Raw genomic sequence first — 19,614 nt, 5'->3', positions numbered from 1 at the left:
CTTTTCACAAAGCTTACAGTAAACCTTTCGTTGATGGAACTCCTTTGACTCTGTCATCTTTCATCGTCGCTTCATCCAGTGCTCTCGCAACGGCTTTAAAAATTGCTTCGATGATGTGGTGGGTATTTTCTCCGTGGTGAACGATGACGTGTAAGTTAATGCGCGCTTCCACGGTAAATTTGCTTAAAAATTCATGGACTAATTCTGTATCAAAGGTGCCGACTTTGTCTTTCGGTAAGGTGAAATTCCCGACAAAATAAGGACGGTTACTAATGTCCACGACCGCTTGGGCAAGGGCATCGTCCATTGGAACAAAAGCATGACCGTATCGTTTCATTCCTTTTTTATCTCCGAGGGCTTCCCGAAACACACGACCGAGACAAATGCCGACATCTTCTGTCGTATGGTGGTCATCAATATGGGTATCCCCTTTTGCGTCGACAGTCAAATCAAAATGACCGTGTTTCGTAAACGCGTCTAACATATGATCAAAAAAAGGGACTCCTGTTTCAATGTTGCTGTTTCCTTCCCCGTCAATATTCATTTCTACTTTAATTTGGGTTTCTTTCGTCATCCGTTCGATCTGTCCTGTACGAGCTGTCACTTTGACTCCTCCCCTTTTATGTTACGAACTTCAATGGAGCGAGCATGGGCTTCTAGTCCTTCCAAACGCGCAATCGTCATTATATCTTCTCGATCGCGAGCAAAAGCTTCCTTACTATAAGAAATGATGCTTGATTTTTTCGTAAAATCATCCACCGTTAACGGGCTAGAGAAACGAGCGGTACCATTGGTCGGTAAAATGTGATTCGGTCCTGCGAAATAATCTCCCACAGGTTCTGGGCTGTAATGGCCGAGAAAAATCGCCCCGGCGTGACGAATTTTTCCTAGTAACATCTCCGGCTTTTCCGTCATTACTTGTAAATGCTCTGGTGCAAGCTCATTCACTGCTTCCACCGCTTTTGCCATATCCTGCGCGACGTAAATAGCACCGTAATTTTCCAAAGAAGAGGTAGCAATGTCTTTTTTCGGTAACGAGTCTAATTGTTTTTCGACTTCTTCTTTCACTTTTTCCGCCAGCGCTTTAGACGTCGTCACTAAAACCGACGACGCCATCTCATCATGTTCTGCTTGAGAAAGCAAATCCGCTGCCACGTATTCCGGCGGGGCTGTTTCGTCCGCTAATACGACGATCTCACTCGGTCCGGCAATCATATCGATATCAACGTGTCCAAACACTTCTCGTTTCGCAAGGGCGACAAAAATATTCCCTGGACCTGTAATTTTATCTACCGCTGGCACTGTTTCCGTTCCGTATGCGAGGGCTGCGATTGCTTGAGCACCGCCGATTTTAAATATTTCTTCCACCCCGAGTTCTTGCGCGGTCACAAGTACGGCGGCATTTAATTTGCCGTCTTTTCCCGGAGGAGATGCCATAACGATTCGTTTCACCCCTGCTACTTGTGCTGGAATGACGTTCATCATAATGGTAGACGGGTAAGCTGCTTTCCCCCCGGGAACGTAGACACCAGCGGAATCAAGGGGAGTTATTTTTTGACCAAGAATCGTACCGTCTTCTTCGGTGAAAAACCACGACTCCCGTAATTGCCGTTCGTGAAAAGCACGAATGCGACGAATCGCATTCCGCAATGCAGAAAGTTCCCTGTCAGAAACGTTTTCATAAGCTTCCTTTTTCTCATCTTCTGAAACTGTAAAACGAGGGAGCGTCACCCCGTCAAAACGTTCCGTCAATGTGCGGAGGGCACGATCTCCTTCTGTCTGAACTTGTTCGATAACGGATTTCACTGCTTTCGTTTGTTCGCTCGTGCCAGATTCCACATCTCTTCTTAACGACACGCTTCCCGTTAACTCAATAATCTTCATACTTTTTCCTCCTCCACCACTGCTGCCAACTTTTCAACCATCTCGTCAATTTGAGCATCTTTCATACGATAACTTACTGGATTCACTATTAAGCGCGATGTAATTGGAACAATTTTCTCTAACTCCACTAAACCGTTTTCTCTTAACGTTCGCCCTGTAGAGACGATATCGACGATGCGGTCGGCAAGACCGACGAGAGGGGCTAGTTCAATGGAGCCGTTTAATTTAATAATTTCCACTTGTTCCCCTTGTTCTTTAAAATATTTTGTTGCGAGATTTGGGTACTTCGAAGCGACTTTCGGATTAATGCCTTTCTTTTCACACCCTGGTAATCCTGCTACTGCCAAATAGCACGCACTTATTTTTAAGTCTAACACTTCGTAAACGTCTCGCTCTTCTTCAATCATCGTGTCTTTTCCTGCCACGCCAACGTCTGCCACTCCGTATTCCACATACGTCGGCACGTCCATTGGCTTCGCTAAAATAAATCGCATATTCGCTTCTGGTACGTCTACAATGAGCTTTCTCGAATCATCAAATTCCGGGGGTAATGGAAAGCCCGCTTTGCGCAGAAGTTCCACCGCTTCTTCAAAAATTCGTCCCTTTGGCATCGCCATCGTCAGTATGTCGCTCATGCTACCCCTCCTGTCCATTCTTTCCGATAAAGTAACGCACATCGCTAAATGATTCGCTTAATTCATCGACGTTTTCTACTCCTTGCAAATCTTGGAGCACAACCCGTTTCCCTTCTTTTCGAAGCGCTTTTGCTGTTTGAATCGCTTCTCCTCTTCTTTCCTTACTAAATAAAATGCACGTATCTTGACGCACTTCTTCCTTTGTATCAAGGGCTTCAATGAGTAAATCTAAGCGAATTCCAAATCCAGTGGCTTGGGCAGGCCGATGGAATTTTGCTAACAGTTCATCATAGCGACCGCCGCTAGATAATGGAAAACCGAGTCGATTCCCGTATCCTTCAAACACAATGCCGGTATAATAACTCATGTGCATCACTAAATTAAAATCTATTTTGATATATTCCGTCACACCATATCCGGCTAAAATTTCCTCCAGTTCCTTTAACTCCTGAATAGACTTTTTCGCTTCCTCCGTTTGAACGAGTTCTGCGGCTTTCTCCAATGTTTCTATCCCACCGCGTAATTCTAACAAACCTAACAAACGGTTTTTATCAATAGAGGATAGTGGTAAGCTTTTTACGTGTTGCCTAAATCCGACGTAATTTTTTTCGTATAAATAACGACGTAACGTTTGAACGCGTTCTTCACTCCCAAGAACATCTTGAAGGAGCGCATTGACATAGCCAATATGCCCTACCGCTACTTTAAAATCTTTCAGACCAGATTTTTCAAGGGCAGCAATCATCAGGGCAATCACTTCTCCATCAGCACTCGTCGTTCCATCTCCTACAAGCTCTACTCCCATTTGGTTAAACTCTGCTGGACGACCTCCTTCTCTTTCTTGCGCCCGAAACAAAGAATCATGATAAAAAAGCCGAATGGGGAAAACTTGATCTTTTAAACTAGACGCAGCAACTCTTGCAATGGGAGCTGTCATATCTGGACGGAGCACAAGGGTATTCCCATCTTGATCTAACAATTTAAACAACTGTTTTTCTAAAATAGCAGAGGCGGTTCCCACCGTCTCGTAATACTCGAGCGTCGGAGTCCGAATCGGCAAATACCCCCACGTTTTTATCTCTTCTTCCATCTGTCTTTTCACTTTCTCTTCCTTCACGTAATAGGAAGGCAATGTATCACGCATTCCGACAGGCTTTTCAAACATAAACGGCGTGCTCATTCTCTCCACAAACTCCCTTCACCATATGTTTATGCTACCATAAATACTTTAGTCTGCTAATATGATAATGAATTAAAGAGTATATCGTGTAGTTTACCCCTCTTTCCTCAAACAGTCAACATAGAAAAGCGGAGAAAGCCGGTTAGCCGTGACAAGCGGTGGAAGAGCACGGACAGAAGTCGCTCTTTGACTTCTGCCGTGAACTGCTTGCATGGGATATGCTGACTTCTGTGTTACACACCAAATCTATATTGCAATACCTCTCTGTTTTCTTTTGCGTCAAGTAATTGCAGGGGCAGGACGGGGTGATTTTAGCAGAAGTTCCTTATTCCGAGGATTGGTTTTCGGAGTTAAAGGGTCTTTCAAAGTGCCATGCGACCACTCAATGAGTTTTACATGGAAAAAGTGGTCGTATGAAATCTTCATGCGACAACTCATTTCTTTTTTCGACGATAATAAGTCGTATCAATCGAAAAACAAGAAATTTTTACATAAAAATTACCATTTCTATCTGTTATACGACGTTTTGTTAAGTTTTTTATTGGAATAGTGGTCTCATGAATCGTTCATACGACGACTAATTTTCTTTTATTCATGAAAACAAGTCGGTCGTATGAAACGTTAAAACTCAAAATAATTACATCTTTGCGTCCATTCCAGCCTCTCATGCGACCACTTAATCGAATTTTTTCACAAAAAGGGACTCATGAATCGTTCATGGGACACTTTTTCGCTTATTGAAACTGGAATCAGTCGTATAACACTGCGTTGGAAGAAAGGATTCTCAATTGTTGCCATACTTCATTCCTTTTTGCACCAAGTAATCCCAATTTCTGTTTCGTCGAGTAATCCCCCAGCCCAGTTTTTCTTCCCTCGAGCATTTCTCTAATTATTTTACACGGTTCTGCATGATTTTTCCCTAATTGGACATAGCTTAAAATAACAACAATGAAGGAGGGATAAACATTATGTCTCCACCGGAAAAACGTAAATTCACGCGACGTAGATTTCTTAAAAATAGTGGCTATGTTGTTGGAGGCGTCCTTGGAGGTGGGATTCTTACCGAAGTAATTTCAAAACAATTTCGTACGAACGCACCTGCCGACGAAGAGACAAACGAAAAATTGACGCACGCCCTCACTTACTTTACAAAAAAAGAAGATTTTAACGTGTTAGCGCAAGTAACAGAGTTAATTTTTCCAGAAGATGAGTCAGGACCAGGAGCAATTGCTCTTGGTGTTCCCTTTTATATTGACAAGCAACTTTCAAGTGCTTGGGGATATAACGCCAGAGATTATATGCAAGGGCCTTTTTACAAAGGAGAACCTACCCAAGGTTATCAAACGAGTATGCTACGCCATGAAATATTTTCAGCTGGAATTGAGAAAATCAAAGAGTATAGTGAAGCTACTTTTAACCGGCCATTTTTAGAATTAGAAGAGGAAGAACAAATTTCCGTCCTAAAAGCTTTCGAAAATGACGAAGTAGAAATGAAAGGTGTGATGAGCTCACAGTTTTTTGCTCTGCTTCGCGGTGCTACTTTAGAAGGTGTCTATGCAGACCCCCTTTATGGCGGAAATGAACAAATGAACGGTTGGAAAATGAAAAAATATCCAGGAAACAAAATGTCTTATTTAGAAGTGATTGATTCAGAAGAATTTTACGATGAACCACCAAGTAGTTTGCATGCGCATATGGAAGACTCGTCAAATGAGAGGTAAAGGAGGGTAACAAATATGGCTCAAGAATTAGAAAAAGTGGATGTCGTTACAGTTGGTGTCGGTTGGACCGGTGGTATTATCGCAGCCGAATGTGCAAAAGAAGGACTAAGTGTGGTTGGATTGGAACGAGGAAAAGGTCGTAGTATTGAAGATTATTTTATGATTCATGACGAATTACGCTATGCGGTACGATACGAACTCATGCAAGACGTGTCAAAAGAAACGATCACTTTTCGCAACCATCCGAAACAGCGGGCGCTACCGATGCGACAAATGGGTTCTTTTTTACTCGGGGAAGGACTCGGAGGAGCGGGGATCCATTGGAACGGACAAACCCACCGCTTTTTACCGTACGATTTTGAAATCAAAACGAAAACGATTGAAAAATATGGAGAAGACAAGTTGAAAAACGGTATATTCCTGCAAGATTGGGGCATTACTTACGACGAATTAGAACCATATTTTGATCGATTTGAAAAAACTTGCGGAATTTCTGGAGAAGAAAACCCGTACGGAGGAAAACGAAGCAATCCTTATCCGACGCCACCAATGAAAGAAACACCGATTACAAAAAGGGCACGAACCGCTGCCGAAAACTTAGGATTAAAACCGTTTATGACTCCTTCCGGTAACTTATCTGAACGATACGAAAATCCGGACGGGCAAGTGATTAACGCCTGTCAATATTGTGCTTTTTGTGAACGTTTTGGCTGTGAATATGGTGCAAAATCAGACCCAACCATCACCGTTATTCCTACCGCACAAGAAACCGGTAATTTTGAACTGCGCACCCATGCCAACGTCGTCGAAATATTGCACAATGACGGGATGGCTACAGGAGTACGCTACATCGATGTCCAATCGGGGGAAGAATATATCCAACCCGCAAACGTCGTCGTGCTTACTAGTTACGTATTAAACAATACGAAACTACTGTTAGTATCCAAGTTAGGAACTCCTTACAACCGAGAAAACGGTACGGGACATGTTGGCAAAAATTATTGTTATCAAGTGAATGCTAGTGCCACTGGCTTCTTTGAAAATGAACAATTTAATACGTTTATGGGAGCAGGAGCCCTCGGAACGTGTATTGATGATTATAATGGGGACAATTTTGATCACTCGGATGTTGATTTTCTCCATGGCGGGGTCGGTACCGTTGGTCACACCGGCATTCGACCGATACTGTCAAATCCAGTTCCTCCAGGCACGCCTCTTTGGGGGAAAGAGTTTAAGGAAAAATCCCTGTACTATTTCACACGCCATCTCGGAATTGGCTTCCAAGGCGCTTCTTTACCCCACGTCAACAACTATTTAGACCTTGATCCAACTTATAAAGACGCGTACGGTGTTCCGTTACTGCGGATGACGTACAACTTTACCGACCAAGATCGCAAATTACACTCTTTTTTAAGTGAGAAAGCAACGGAATTTGTCAAAGAAATGGGAGCAGACATCGTGACAGAAGGAGAAGAGCTTGGTGATTATGATATCGTCCCTTATCAAACGACTCATAATACAGGAGGGACACCGATGGGAGACGACCCGGCTCTTTCTACGGTCAATAACTTCCTACAAATGTGGGAATCAGAAAATACATTTGTCGTTGGTGCTTCCAACTTTGCCCATAATAGCGGCTATAATCCAACTGGAACCGTAGGAGCGCTAGCGTACCGTGCAGCGGAAGGAATTATTCGTTACAGTCGCGAAGGTGGCATGCTCGTTTAAATTAACATTGGAAAGGTGGAATCGTCATGTTTCCTTCTAATATTGGCATTCCAGGGTTGATTATTATTTTAGTCATAACGCTTATCATATTTGGACCGAAAAAACTCCCTGAAATCGGAGCGGCTTTCGGAAAAACATTGTCGGAGTTTAAAAAATCCGCCAATGAAATTATGAGTGACACTCCGGAAAAAAATCCAAAAGAAAAAGTTACTCAAGATTAGTTGTTAGGTGACAAACAGATGGACAAAGAATTAACAACCGTTGAACATTTAACCGAATTGCGCCATGTTGTCATTTCTTCTTCCATTATTTTCATCGTTTCATTTATTGTAATGATTTGTTTTATTCAACAAATCACTCCTTTCTTAACGAAAGGAGAAATGCTTACGATGCTCGGTCCGCTGGAAGTGGTACGGTTTTATACCGGCGTTGCGGGAAGTTTGAGCCTTGGCGTATCTGCTCCGTTTATCGGATTTCAATTATGGCGTTTTATCAAACCGGCCTTGACAACAACGGAGAGTAAAGCGGCTCTCCGTTATATTCCGGCAATGTTTTTTAGCTTTCTTGCCGGGACTTCTTTCGGCTTCTTTGTCGTGTTTCCTTTTGTTTATCAGTTTTTAATTCATCTAGGTGAATTACACTTTCACATGTTAATTACGACGAAAGAATATTTCTCTTTTTTGTTAATGTCGACGATTCCACTCGGATTTTTATTTGAAGTCCCTTTTGCTTTAATGTTTTTAACCGTTATAGGAATCGTTACTCCAAATGATCTGAAGAAAACACGGAAATACGGATATCTCCTTCTCGCCATTGTCTCGGCACTTATTACCCCGCCGGATTTTGTGTCACAAATCATTGTGCTAATTCCTCTGATGCTTTTATATGAAATTGGTTTATATTGTTCCAAACATATATACGCAAAGCATATGCGACACGAGAGTCAAGCAAATTAAAGAAGCCAAGAATGACTAGCATGCCATGGTCATTCTTGGCTATGATTTTGTCCGTATGACGCGAAGAGGGTTGCCACCGACGACAGTGCCGGGCGCTACATCTTTATGAACGACCGAACCTGCAGCGACAACCGCTCCATCCCCAATTTTCACACCGGGTAAAATCGTCGTGTTAGCGCCAATCATCACTCGATCACCTATTTGGACTTCCCCAAGGCGATATTCTTCAATTAAATATTCATGGGCTAGAATAGTTGTGTTGTACCCAATAATACTATTTTCTCCTACCGTTATTTTTTCTGGAAACATGACATCCGGAACCACCATTAACGCAAAAGCAGTATGTTTTCCAACTTTCATGTGAAGAAATGTACGATACATCCAATTTTTTAGTGGTAGAAAAGGAGTAAAACGTGCTACTTGGATGACGATAAAATTTTTCACGACTTTCCAAAAAGATACTGTTCGATATATGTTCCATAAAGAGTTTTCGGGGCCGATGGGATAGCGTTCCGTTCGCCTCATGGCGTTTTCACTCCTACGTAATCAAGGAGATCCGTCATGACATCTAACATGATATCCGGTTGAAAAGTACGTAAATAATCTTCTCCTTTAATGGACCAGCTCACCCCTGCCGTTTTCGTTCCTGCATTTTTACCTGCAAGGATATCGTGATAACTATCTCCTACCATGATAGCTTCATGTGCTTCCGCTTCTAAAGCAGAAAGTGCTTTTTCAATAGGCTCCGAGTCCGGCTTGACTTTGCTTACATCGTTAAAAGTTACAATCGTTGAGAAATACGGCAACAATCCCGTCACTTCCAAGCCCCGATAAGCCATATCTTTCCGCTTCGTTGTTACAACACCAAGTTTCCATCCTTGCGCAGCAAGAGTAGCAACGGTTTCATCCACCCCCGGATATTCTTTAATTAAATCATCGTGATGTTCTCGGTTATGTTTTTGGTACGCTTCCACTAATGTAGCAGCATTTTCAGGATCAATTTTTTGAAACGTTTCGTTTAACGAAGGACCGATAAAAGAAATCATGTCCTCCCGGCGAAAGCGTCCTGGAGCATGAGCGTCCAGCACGTGTTGAAAGGAAGCGAGAATTAATTCCGTCGTATCAACAAGCGTGCCATCTAAATCAAATAAAACGGTATTAATATTCATAAGAAGCCGCCTTTCGTGCATATTGCTTTTTCTCCATTTTTTTCCAAATTGTAGCGATTCCTATTGTGAGAAGAATGGCTGTCACCAAACGAATGATTAACAGTGGTATCACAGGAATACCAAGTGGGATGAAGATAAGCGTGTCTTCAATCACCGCATGGCAAGCAACGAGAAAAATAAATACGAGATATAAATCTTTCTTTTTCACATGGTCTTCTTTAATTGCTTGCATCATGACTCCTGCGCCAAAAGCGAGCCCAAACACAATTCCTGATGCAAGGGTGGTCGATGTATTTTCGCGGATGCCAAGGACTTTAGTAAAAGGAGACATCCATTTCGAGAAAACATTCAACCATTGTAAATCTTTCATGATTTGTATAAAAATCATGAGCGGGATGACGATCACGGCAATTTGTAACACTCCGAAAAACGCGCTTGTTACCCCTTCCCACAATATTCCTCCCCAACCAAGGGAGGCACTAAGAGGAGCACTCTCTTCAGAAACAAACCCATACTTTGCCGGTTCTCCACCGCCTTGCCAAAACCAATGAATGATGAAAGCAGAAAAGACAGCAAGACCGATGCGAACGGCTAAAATAACCGACATGCGAATACCGACTTTGACGGCAATCGCTGATTCTATGAGTAAATTGTGAGAAAAAGATAACATGACAGCTAAAATAAATACTTCTTTTACAGTTAAATCCATCGAAAGTATGGCCCCGATTCCGGCATACAAATTCAACAAGTTACCGAGAACTAATGGAATGGCTGCTTCCCCAGGCAAACCAATCCAGCTCATAAACGGGGTTAGAATTTTCGCCAGCCAATCGAGTACAGGTGTAAATCCTAAGATCGTCATGATCAAGGTAACAGGGAAAATCACTTTCCCTAACATCCAAGTTGTTTTTAGCCCTACGAGAAGACCTTTTTTCAATGTATTCAATATTCTCCCCGTCCTTTCCAATGACTACTTTTTCTTTTTTCGCTTTCCTCTTTTCTTTGGAAATCCTACCCCGTCTTCGTCTAAATACCGAGCTACAGCTAACTGATGAGTACGGCGGTAAATGAGCAATGCGACGGCTAATACAATGAGCAATAAAGACATCACTTGGGCTGCCCGGAGAATGTCCGCAATCATTAAACTGTCAGTTCGAAGCCCTTCAATAAAGAAACGACCGACAGAGTACCAAATCACGTATGTTAAAAACAATTCCCCACGGCGTAAATTCACCCGTCGTAAATAAAGGAGGAGCGCAAATCCTAGCAAATTCCATAGGGATTCGTACAGAAAAGTCGGATGGTAATACACTCCTTCTATATACATTTGATTAATAATAAATTCAGGCAAAAAGAGCGATTCTAAAAATTCACGTGTTACGGGACCCCCATGAGCTTCTTGGTTCATAAAGTTACCCCAACGCCCAATTGCTTGCCCTAAAATAATACTAGGAGCGGCAACATCCGCTAATTTCCAGAAAGATACCTTTTTCACACGAGCAAAGACTATGGCCGTGACAACCGCTCCAATTAAGCCGCCGTGAATTGCTAAACCACCTTCCCAAACCGCAATGATCTTTTCGGGATGGTTTCCGTAATATTCCCAGCGAAAAATGACGTAATAAAGCCGGGCACAAATAATGGAAATAGGCAAAGCAAAGATTAACAAATCCGCAAAAATATCTTTCGGCAGCCCCCGTTTTTTTGCTTCCTTCGTTGCGATGATGTAACCGAGTATCGCTCCAAATACGATGATGACACCGTACCAATAGATTGTAAAAGGTCCAAATTCAAGCGCTACCCGGTCAAGTGGTTGGATATGAAACACTCTCATCTCTTCCTTCCATCCTTGGACTATTAAAATTCTTCCCAGTCTCCATCTTCAATGACGTGAGTAAGTCGTTCTGAAAACTCTTGCGCAGTATTAATTCCCATCCGTTTCAAACGGAAGTTCATCGCTGCTACTTCGACAATCACCGCTAAGTTTCGTCCTGGTCGAACAGGAATCGTGTACTTTGGTATATCCGTATCTAAAATCCGAATCGTCTCTTCTTCAATTCCAAGGCGATCGTACGCTTTCTTTTCGTCCCACTGCTCCAAATGAATCGACATCGAAATCCGTTTATGCGGTCGAATCGCTCCTGCGCCGAATAATGTCATCACATCAATAATCCCTAATCCGCGAATTTCTAACAAGTGTTCAATGAGCTCTGGTGCTCTTCCGATTAAAATATTCCCTTGTAGTTGGCGTATTTCTACCGAATCATCGGCGACAAGACGATGTCCACGACGGACGAGGTCAAGGGCTGTTTCACTTTTACCAACCCCACTTGCACCGGTTAATAACACGCCAATTCCATAAATATCAATTAATACCCCATGAACGGCGGTTGTTTTTGCTAACTGTATTTCGAGAAAGTTCCTTAACTCGCTGCTTAGTCGAGTGGTCGTCATATTAGAACGCATAACAGGAACTGCTATTTTATTTCCGCTATCAATTAACTCCGGTGGAGGAATTAAATCTCGGGACAGGATGATTCCTGGCGTGTCATACGTGCATAACTTCTCCATTCTCTCAATTTTTTGTTTTTTCGTTAACTGTTGAAAAAAAGCCACTTCTTTCCTTCCCAACAGTTGAATTCGCTTCGCTGGATAATACGTAAAAAAACCTGCTATTTCAATTCCTGGACGAGAAATATCGCTCGTCGTAATCGCACGATACACTCCTTCATGTCCTGCCAAAATTTCTAAATTAAAATGTTCTACTACATCGCTCGTCGTCACTTCAGGCATGTCTTTCACCAACCTTTATTCGGTTCAAACATATAGATGTTATCATGTCACTACCAGTCAACACACTTTTATCATTGTAGCATGAATTTTGCAAGTTGTCGGGGAAAGAGAGGCTGTCTAATAAATCCTGAAAAATAAATCGAGCGTTCCTTTCAACAATCATTTAGCGCTGAATCGGTGCCATACATCGTGCATGGATTGCTTTCACAATGGTGTTTGGATCGAAACGGTACCATGAACCGTTCATCGCTTGTTTCCTCAAACTATTTTTGAATGAAACGGTGGCATGAGCCATTCATGGCTCGCTTCCATTCGCTATTTTTATATGAAACGATGGCATGACTATCCATGACTTACTTCCATCAACAATTTGTTGTTGGAAACATGCCTATTCGGCTAAGGGCCGTTTCCAGAAGCAATTTTTGATGAAGCGGTAACAAAAAAATGTCCAAAAAGTCACCAATCATGACTTTTTGGACAGCTCCTAACGTGCGAAAGGTTTGATAATAAAATGTTCGATAAGAACGTTCAATATCGCAATAATAATTGCTGCCAGAAGCGCCATTCCGAATCCTGAGATCACAAAGGCATCCCCCATCAATGCGGAAGTTAGCATGAGAAGCAATGCATTAATGACAAAGAGAAAAAAACCAAATGTAAACACAGTGATGGGAAGCGTTAATATGATTAAAAGCGGACGAAGAAAGAAGTTAATTCCCGTTAAAATCACGCTAGCAATGATTGTTGCTCCAATACCATCTAAATGAAATCCAGGGAAAAAACCCGCCACTACCATTAAAGTAATGGCGTTCACAATAAATGGTACAAGACATCCCATCACTAAATCGTTTCTCCTTCATTCGGCATAATCACTGCCAAGACAATATAAGCAACGAGAACAGGAAAGCCAGAAGTAATGAACGCAATGAGAACCGTAATGATACGGACCAAGGTTGGATCTACGTTAAAATAATTCGCAATTCCAGCACATACACCTGTTACCATACGATTTTGTTGACTTCTCGTTAATTTTTTCATTAGAAACTTCCTTCCCTATCTTTCTCTTTTACTGTTAAGGAGCCTGTTTTGCTACTAGCATCAAGCAAGAGTCGCGGTGAACCATCTACTTGTGAAACGAACTTTAATGATTTCTGCATAAAGTCTTTTTTCTCTTCTAAAATATGAAGTTCATTGAAATGATAATGAATGTTGCCAACACTCGTGCTAAGATATCCTTCTGTTTTAATGTGAGGAGGCACATTCGCGATGATACTGCCGGTAACTGTAGAAAGTTTTGCTTTTCCATCCTCTTCTAACGAAAAGGTACTATTAATGGTACCATTGACAGACTCTGCTTCAATATCTTCTACTTTTGCATTGAAATGGATGGAACCGCTAATCGTTTTTAAATAGACGGTGTCATACGCACCATTTTGTATCGTAATCGCACCGTTCACCGTTTCCCCTTCCACCGTATCCGCTTCCAGATTGTTAAAGGTGACACTACCGTTCATCGCTTTTCCCAACACTTTTTCCGCATGTACATCATCAAGGGTGAGATGTCCATTAAATGTATACATGTGAAGACGATCGTACGATTTTTCCGGGACATACATCGTCGCTTTGATTTTCATCGCTTTCGTTTTCGTATAAAAACGTAGTTCATTGTCATCCGTTTCAAAAACAGTCTCTTTTAAAAATTCTCGTCTTGCTTCTTCACTTGAATTTCCGCGGTACATTTTCACTTGGCATTCAATTTTGACATCGTTTTCTTTCCACGGTTTCACGTCGATGGACCCGTTTTCCAATGCCACGTCAATCCGCTTTTCTTGTAAATTTTTATGTTGAAAAATGTGATGGATTTCTTCATAGGGACCGAAATTAAAATCGAGATCGAACTCTTTAATCTTTTGGAAGGCACTATCAATAAATTCTGTGAACATAGAAGCAAAATCTGGTTTCTTCTCTCGTTCAGAGCGTGTCTCATTCCATTTGTCCCACTGTTTATTGCCTTCTTCCCAATTGACTTTTGTCGATAGGCTTGTCGTTGTTGTCGTTTCACTGGACTGTCCGGCTTGTTTTTGCGAACGATCATCTGTTGGATCGTTTAACGCTTCTAATAATTTCACTCCGTCTTCTGCTGAAATCTTTCCTTCATCAATCATTTTCAAAATAAGTTTACGCTCTTCTTCCAAGAACAATCCCTTCCTTCTTTTTAGAGTAAAATGTCACCTCTTCCTCCTGTGATCCTTCGCGCCGGGAGGAAGAGCTTTCACAACAGTTATGAGCGAACCTTCGAAGGGTCAGAAACTTTTTCTGCTTCTTCCAGCAACGTTTTCATTCTTTGCCGATCTCGTTCTAACATTGGTTTTAAATATTTGCCTGTATAAGAAGCTGGGATTTCGGCCACTTCTTCTGGTGTTCCGCTTGCTACCAGCTCACCGCCTTTATCTCCACCTTCAGGTCCTAAATCAATCATATAGTCCACTGTTTTAATGACTTCCAAATGATGTTCGATGACAATCACTGTATCTCCATTATCTACTAAACGGTCTAACACTTGCAATAGTCTTCTAATATCATCAACATGAAGTCCGGTTGTTGGTTCATCTAAAATGTAGACGGTTTTTCCGTTGGAGCGACGGTGAAGTTGGCTGGCAAGCTTCACCCGTTGTGCTTCCCCCCCAGACAATGTCGTTGCAGGTTGCCCAAGAGTCACATAACCGAGCCCGACATCATACAGCGTTTGGAGCTTTCGTTTGATTTTCGGGATATTTTCAAAAAAAGAGACTGCTTCTTCCACCGTCATATCGAGGACATCGGCAATATTTTTCCCTTTATATTGCACTTCTAACGTATCGCGGTTATATCTTTTACCTTTACATTGTTCGCATGGCACATATACGTCCGGTAAAAAGTGCATTTCAATTTTAATAATCCCGTCTCCTTTACAGGCTTCACACCGACCGCCTTTGACGTTAAAACTAAACCGACCTTTTTTATATCCTCGCATTTTCGCTTCATTTGTCATCGCGAACACTTCACGAATATCGTCAAACACTCCTGTATACGTCGCCGGATTCGAACGTGGAGTACGTCCAATCGGGGATTGATCGATATCAATCACTTTATCGATGTGCTCGATTCCTTCAATCTTTTCATGTTGACCTGGCTTATCTTTGGCACGGTGCAACTGCTGGGCAAGGGCCTTATGCAAAATTTCATTAATTAACGTACTTTTTCCTGAACCGGATACCCCCGTCACCGCCGTCAGCAAACCGAGCGGGATGGCTACATCAATATTTTTTAAGTTGTTTTCTTTTGCTCCTTTAATCGTGAGCCATCGGTCGCCAGGTTTTCTGCGGGAAAGAGGAAGGGGGATAAACTTTTTCCCGGATAAGTACTCTCCTGTTAATGAGTTCGGATTTTCTTTAATTTCTTCCGGCGTTCCAGTTGCGGTAATGTAACCACCGTGGACCCCTGCTCCCGGTCCGATATCGACAATGTAATCTGCTCTAAGCATCGTATCTTCGTCATGCTCTACTACAATCAACGTATTGCCCAAATCTCTCATCTGTTCTAACGTATCGATCAAACGATGGTTATCTCGTTGATGAAGTCCGATAGACGGCTCGTCTAAAATGTACAGCACTCCCATTAAAGAGGAACCTATTTGAGTTGCTAATCGAATCCGTTGAGCTTCCCCGCCGGAAAGTGTTCCGGCAGAACGACTTAACGTTAAATAGTCAAGTCCTACATTTATTAAAAATCCAAGTCGATCTCGAATCTCCCGTAAAATTAATTTCGCAATGGCTTGCTCTTTTTCACTCAATGATAATGTCTCAAAAAAATTCTTTGCCTCCGTCACCGAAAGTTCAGTCACTTGTCCGATATGGTAACCATTTATTTTTACTGCTAAACTTTCTTCTTTTAAACGATATCCTTGACAAGTTGCACACGGTTTTTCTGTCATATATTTTTCCATTTGTTCGCGAATATAATCAGAAGTCGTTTCTTGATAACGGCGAGCAATATTATTGACCACACCTTCAAAGTAAATCAACCGCTCTTTTACAACCCCGCGTTCATTTTCAAAGCGAAAAACGATTTTTTCGTTCTTGCTGCCATACAATAAAATGTCACGTTGTTTTTTTGTCAATTCTTTTACCGGTTTGTCCATCGGGATATCAAAATGGCGACAAACCGAGGCCAGCAATTGCGGGTAATATTGTGAGCTGACTGGTTTCCAAGCGGCAATCGCATGTTCTTCAAGGGTCAATTCTTTATCGGGAATAAGTAAATCTTCATCGACTTCAAGTCTGCTTCCTAAACCATCACAAGTGGGACACGCGCCAAACGGGCTGTTAAAAGAAAAAAGACGCGGTTCTAATTCATCAATGGAAAAACCACAATGAGGACAAGCGTGAAATTGATTAAATAACAATTCCTCTTCTCCAATCACATCAATCAACACTCGTCCCCCACTTAGTTCTAAGGCGGTTTCTAAAGAATCCGCCAACCGCGTTTCAATCCCATCTTTGATTACGATGCGATCGACGACGACTTCGATATTGTGCTTCTTATTTTTCTCGAGAGAAATATCTTCACTGACTTCGCGCATTTCGCCATCGACCCGCACGCGAACAAAGCCTTTTTTCTTTACATCGTTCAGAACTTTGATATGCTCTCCTTTTTTACCAGAGACAAGGGGAGATAAAATCTGCATTTTCGTCCGTTCTGGATAAGACATCATTCGGTCCACCATTTGTTGAATTGTTTGAGAAGTGATTTCTATCCCGTGAACAGGACATACAGGGGTGCCGATTCGGGCAAAAAGAAGTCGTAAGTAGTCGTAAATCTCCGTCACCGTCCCAACCGTCGAGCGAGGATTTCGACTCGTCGTTTTTTGGTCAATGGAAATAGCAGGAGAGAGACCTTCAATGGAGTCGACGTCTGGCTTATCCATTTGTCCTAAAAATTGTCTTGCATAAGCAGAAAGAGACTCTACATAACGACGTTGCCCTTCTGCGTATATCGTATCGAAGGCGAGAGAAGATTTCCCTGATCCTGATAATCCGGTAAATACAACTAATTTATCCCGAGGAATGGTGATGTCTATGTTTTTTAAGTTGTGTGAGCGAGCCCCTTGTATACGTAAATGATTGCGTACCATCTTAAGTCATCCTTCCGCTTTTAATTCCAACATCATATCCCGCAGTTCCGCAGCCCGTTCAAATTGTAAATCCCGTGCTGCTTGTTTCATTTCCGCTTCTAATTCGTCAATAACTTGTTGACGTTCTTTTTTGCTCAACTTATCAAGGGCCGGCTTATCATAGTCGGCTTGTTCATCGGTCACAATCGTTGCTTGAATTAAATCCGGAATTTCTTTTTTAATCGTTTGAGGGACAATGTTGTGTTTTTCATTGTATTCCATTTGAATTTTTCTCCGACGGTTCGTCTCTTCAATTGCCACTTTCATCGAGTCGGTAATCTTATCTGCATACATAATGACATGACCGTTGGCGTTTCGAGCCGCCCTTCCCATCGTTTGGATCAGGGAGCGCTCTGCCCGGAGAAACCCTTCTTTGTCCGCATCTAAAATGGCGACTAATGACACTTCCGGAATATCGAGTCCTTCACGAAGCAAGTTAATTCCGACCAATACATCGAATTCGCCGAGTCGAAGTTTACGTACAATTTCAATTCGCTCCAATGTTTTAATGTCAGAGTGAAGATAGCGTACGCGAATCCCTATTTCTTTTAAATAATCCGTTAAGTCTTCCGCCATCTTTTTCGTTAACGTAGTTACAAGCACCCGCTCTTCCTTTTCTTTCCGAGCACGAATTTCTTCAATTAAATCATCAATTTGTCCTTCAATTGGTCGTACGTCAATCGTTGGGTCTAAAAGCCCCGTCGGTCGAATAATTTGCTCCACCATTTTTGGTGTATGTTCTAACTCATAAGGACCAGGGGTTGCTGAAATGTAAATCGCTTGATGAATTCGTTTCTCAAATTCTTCAAACTTCAACGGACGGTTATCCAATGCCGATGGGAGTCGAAAACCGTGGTCAACTAGCACTTGCTTACGAGCTCTATCCCCGTTATACATCCCGCGAATTTGTGGGAGCGTCACGTGAGATTCATCCACCACAAGTAAAAAGTCATCAGGAAAATAATCTAAGAGCGTATAGGGTGTCTCCCCGGGTTTTCGAAACGTTAAATGGCGGGAATAGTTTTCAATTCCGGAACAAAACCCCATCTCTTTCATCATTTCGATGTCATAATTTGTTCGCTGTTCCAAGCGTTGTGCTTCCAGTTCTCGACCTTTGTCGCGAAAATATTGAAGTCGTTCTTCCAACTCTTTTTCAATATTTTTAATTGCTTTGGCCATTTTTTCTTCTCTCGTCACGAAGTGGGAGGCTGGGAAAATAGCGACATGATGTCGTTCCCCTATGATTTCTCCCGTCAAAGCATCCACTTCTGTCATTCGATCTATTTCATCTCCAAAAAATTCAATGCGGATGCAATGTTCGTCGCGAGAAGCAGGGAATATCTCGACAACGTCTCCCCGCACTCGAAAAGTCCCACGAACAAAGTTGACATCATTTCGTTCATATTGAATATCGACCAATTCCCGCAGAACAGCATCCCTTTCTATTTCCATTCCAGTCCGTAAAGACAAAACAAGATCACGATACTCCTCTGGAGAACCGAGACCGTAAATACAAGAAACACTGGCAACGATAATAACATCTTTTCTTTCAAACAATGCACTCGTCGCAGAGTGTCGCAATTTATCAATTTCTTCATTAATGCTGGCATCTTTTTCAATATACATATCCGTTTGAGGAACGTACGCTTCCGGTTGATAAAAATCGTAATAACTAACAAAATATTCTACCGCATTGTTCGGAAAAAACTCTTTAAACTCACTATAAAGCTGTCCTGCAAGTGTCTTATTATGAGCGATGACAAGCGTAGGTTTATCCACTTCTTTAATCACGTTCGATACGGTAAATGTTTTACCCGTTCCTGTCGCTCCGAGCAATGTTTGATGTCTTTTTCCTTGTTTGACTCCTTCTACCAGCTCTTTAATCGCCTTTGGTTGATCTCCAGCAGGGTCATATTTCGACACTAATTCAAATGTCTCACTCATAATAAAATCCCTCACTTTTCACCCGATTCTCACTAGAAACTTCTTATAGTATACCACAGATGATAGCGGAAGAAACAACAAAAACGAATGCTTGTTCTATCCCATAAAAATAGCAGCACTAAAATGCGCTGCGTTACGGCCCTACTTTCTGTTTTTGAAATAAACGCCATGATAGAGGAAGAGCGACGACAAAAGATACTATCACAAACGTTAAGACGAGTTCTCCAAATTGCCATGGTCGTACCGCAAAAAGAACAATGAGAGAAACGACCACCCCGCCAATATAATTGTGTGTTAAACGTACTGCTAAAATAACGAGTAAAATAGGAAGTAACAAAGCTCCAATATATGTTAACAACCAAAACACCTGTCTTTCTATCAGGACACTGGAG

General features: G+C 42.0%; 20 protein-coding genes. 4 read left to right on the top strand and 16 right to left on the bottom strand.

The window, feature by feature from the left end:
* Positions 1-13 precede the first annotated feature (13 nt).
* Genes hisB through GJS40_RS01380 form a run of 4 tightly spaced genes read right to left on the bottom strand, consistent with a single transcriptional unit; the run spans position 14 to position 3,699 of the window.
* Positions 14-604 carry an imidazoleglycerol-phosphate dehydratase HisB gene (gene hisB, locus GJS40_RS01395; protein ID WP_270895560.1) on the bottom strand — a complete coding sequence of 197 codons (591 nt, stop codon included), beginning with the start codon at positions 602-604 and terminating at the stop codon, positions 14-16.
* A complete protein-coding gene (gene hisD / locus GJS40_RS01390; RefSeq protein ID WP_270895559.1) occupies positions 601-1,884 on the bottom strand; it encodes a histidinol dehydrogenase in 1,284 nt (427 codons plus the stop codon). Before hisD ends, hisB begins: the two co-directional genes overlap by 4 nt.
* Positions 1,881-2,519, bottom strand: a complete 639-nt coding sequence (hisG, locus tag GJS40_RS01385; RefSeq protein ID WP_270895558.1) for an ATP phosphoribosyltransferase — start codon at positions 2,517-2,519, stop codon at positions 1,881-1,883. Before hisG ends, hisD begins: the two co-directional genes overlap by 4 nt.
* Before the next feature lies 1 nt (position 2,520).
* Positions 2,521-3,699, bottom strand: coding sequence for an ATP phosphoribosyltransferase regulatory subunit (locus GJS40_RS01380; protein ID WP_270895557.1), 1,179 nt, complete (start codon positions 3,697-3,699; stop codon positions 2,521-2,523).
* Between the two features lie 968 nt (positions 3,700-4,667).
* On the opposite strand from GJS40_RS01380, the gene GJS40_RS01375 reads away from it, so the two are divergent.
* From GJS40_RS01375 to tatC, 4 genes are read left to right on the top strand one after another with little or no spacing between them, the layout of a single operon-like run.
* Complete coding sequence (locus GJS40_RS01375) at positions 4,668-5,420, top strand: gluconate 2-dehydrogenase subunit 3 family protein (protein ID WP_270895555.1); 753 nt, start codon at positions 4,668-4,670, stop codon at positions 5,418-5,420.
* Positions 5,421-5,435: 15 nt separating this feature from the next.
* A complete protein-coding gene (locus GJS40_RS01370) occupies positions 5,436-7,148 on the top strand; it encodes a GMC family oxidoreductase (RefSeq protein ID WP_270895553.1) in 1,713 nt (570 codons plus the stop codon).
* Between the two features lie 26 nt (positions 7,149-7,174).
* Entirely contained in the window at positions 7,175-7,369 is a 195-nt protein-coding gene (tatA, locus tag GJS40_RS01365; protein WP_270895552.1) for a twin-arginine translocase TatA/TatE family subunit, read from the top strand.
* An 18-nt stretch (positions 7,370-7,387) separates the two neighbouring features.
* Positions 7,388-8,104: a twin-arginine translocase subunit TatC gene (tatC, locus tag GJS40_RS01360; RefSeq protein ID WP_270895550.1), complete on the top strand. Its 717-nt coding sequence runs from the start codon at positions 7,388-7,390 to the stop codon at positions 8,102-8,104.
* A 39-nt stretch (positions 8,105-8,143) separates the two neighbouring features.
* Here tatC and GJS40_RS01355 read toward each other — a convergent pair whose 3' ends face one another.
* From GJS40_RS01355 to GJS40_RS01300, 12 genes are all read right to left on the bottom strand, one after another.
* Positions 8,144-8,629 (bottom strand): acyltransferase, encoded by a 486-nt coding sequence (locus GJS40_RS01355; RefSeq protein ID WP_270895549.1) that lies wholly within the window; start codon positions 8,627-8,629, stop codon positions 8,144-8,146.
* Positions 8,626-9,273: a pyrophosphatase PpaX gene (ppaX, locus tag GJS40_RS01350; protein ID WP_270895548.1), complete on the bottom strand. Its 648-nt coding sequence runs from the start codon at positions 9,271-9,273 to the stop codon at positions 8,626-8,628. Before ppaX ends, GJS40_RS01355 begins: the two co-directional genes overlap by 4 nt.
* Complete coding sequence (locus GJS40_RS01345) at positions 9,263-10,219, bottom strand: nucleoside recognition domain-containing protein (RefSeq protein WP_270895546.1); 957 nt, start codon at positions 10,217-10,219, stop codon at positions 9,263-9,265. Before GJS40_RS01345 ends, ppaX begins: the two co-directional genes overlap by 11 nt.
* A 24-nt stretch (positions 10,220-10,243) precedes the next feature.
* Complete coding sequence (gene lgt / locus GJS40_RS01340) at positions 10,244-11,107, bottom strand: prolipoprotein diacylglyceryl transferase (RefSeq protein WP_270895545.1); 864 nt, start codon at positions 11,105-11,107, stop codon at positions 10,244-10,246.
* A 23-nt stretch (positions 11,108-11,130) separates the two neighbouring features.
* Complete coding sequence (gene hprK, locus GJS40_RS01335) at positions 11,131-12,066, bottom strand: HPr(Ser) kinase/phosphatase (RefSeq protein WP_270895544.1); 936 nt, start codon at positions 12,064-12,066, stop codon at positions 11,131-11,133.
* A gap of 163 nt (positions 12,067-12,229) precedes the next feature.
* Complete coding sequence (locus GJS40_RS01330; RefSeq protein WP_270895543.1) at positions 12,230-12,361, bottom strand: hypothetical protein; 132 nt, start codon at positions 12,359-12,361, stop codon at positions 12,230-12,232.
* Positions 12,362-12,550: 189 nt separating this feature from the next.
* Positions 12,551-12,904 carry a phage holin family protein gene (locus tag GJS40_RS01325; RefSeq protein ID WP_270895587.1) on the bottom strand — a complete coding sequence of 118 codons (354 nt, stop codon included), beginning with the start codon at positions 12,902-12,904 and terminating at the stop codon, positions 12,551-12,553.
* 2 nt (positions 12,905-12,906) lie between these two features.
* Positions 12,907-13,104 carry a PspC domain-containing protein gene (locus GJS40_RS01320; protein WP_270895542.1) on the bottom strand — a complete coding sequence of 66 codons (198 nt, stop codon included), beginning with the start codon at positions 13,102-13,104 and terminating at the stop codon, positions 12,907-12,909.
* The gene (locus tag GJS40_RS01315; protein WP_270895541.1) at positions 13,104-14,261 is read right to left on the bottom strand and encodes a DUF4097 family beta strand repeat-containing protein; all 1,158 of its coding nucleotides are present in this window, start codon (positions 14,259-14,261) and stop codon (positions 13,104-13,106) included. Before GJS40_RS01315 ends, GJS40_RS01320 begins: the two co-directional genes overlap by 1 nt.
* Positions 14,262-14,347: 86 nt before the next feature.
* The gene (gene uvrA, locus GJS40_RS01310) at positions 14,348-17,239 is read right to left on the bottom strand and encodes an excinuclease ABC subunit UvrA (RefSeq protein WP_270895540.1); all 2,892 of its coding nucleotides are present in this window, start codon (positions 17,237-17,239) and stop codon (positions 14,348-14,350) included.
* 6 nt (positions 17,240-17,245) lie between these two features.
* The gene (gene uvrB, locus GJS40_RS01305) at positions 17,246-19,222 is read right to left on the bottom strand and encodes an excinuclease ABC subunit UvrB (protein ID WP_270895539.1); all 1,977 of its coding nucleotides are present in this window, start codon (positions 19,220-19,222) and stop codon (positions 17,246-17,248) included.
* Between the two features lie 133 nt (positions 19,223-19,355).
* Positions 19,356-19,580: a hypothetical protein gene (locus GJS40_RS01300; RefSeq protein WP_270895538.1), complete on the bottom strand. Its 225-nt coding sequence runs from the start codon at positions 19,578-19,580 to the stop codon at positions 19,356-19,358.
* Positions 19,581-19,614 lie beyond the last annotated feature (34 nt).

Source organism: Aliibacillus thermotolerans (genome assembly GCF_027853235.1).
GTDB classification, from domain to species: Bacteria; Bacillota; Bacilli; order Bacillales; family Marinococcaceae; genus Aliibacillus; species Aliibacillus thermotolerans.
Note: the sequence above shows the minus strand (reverse complement) of the source record. Positions and strands in the feature narration are given on the sequence as shown.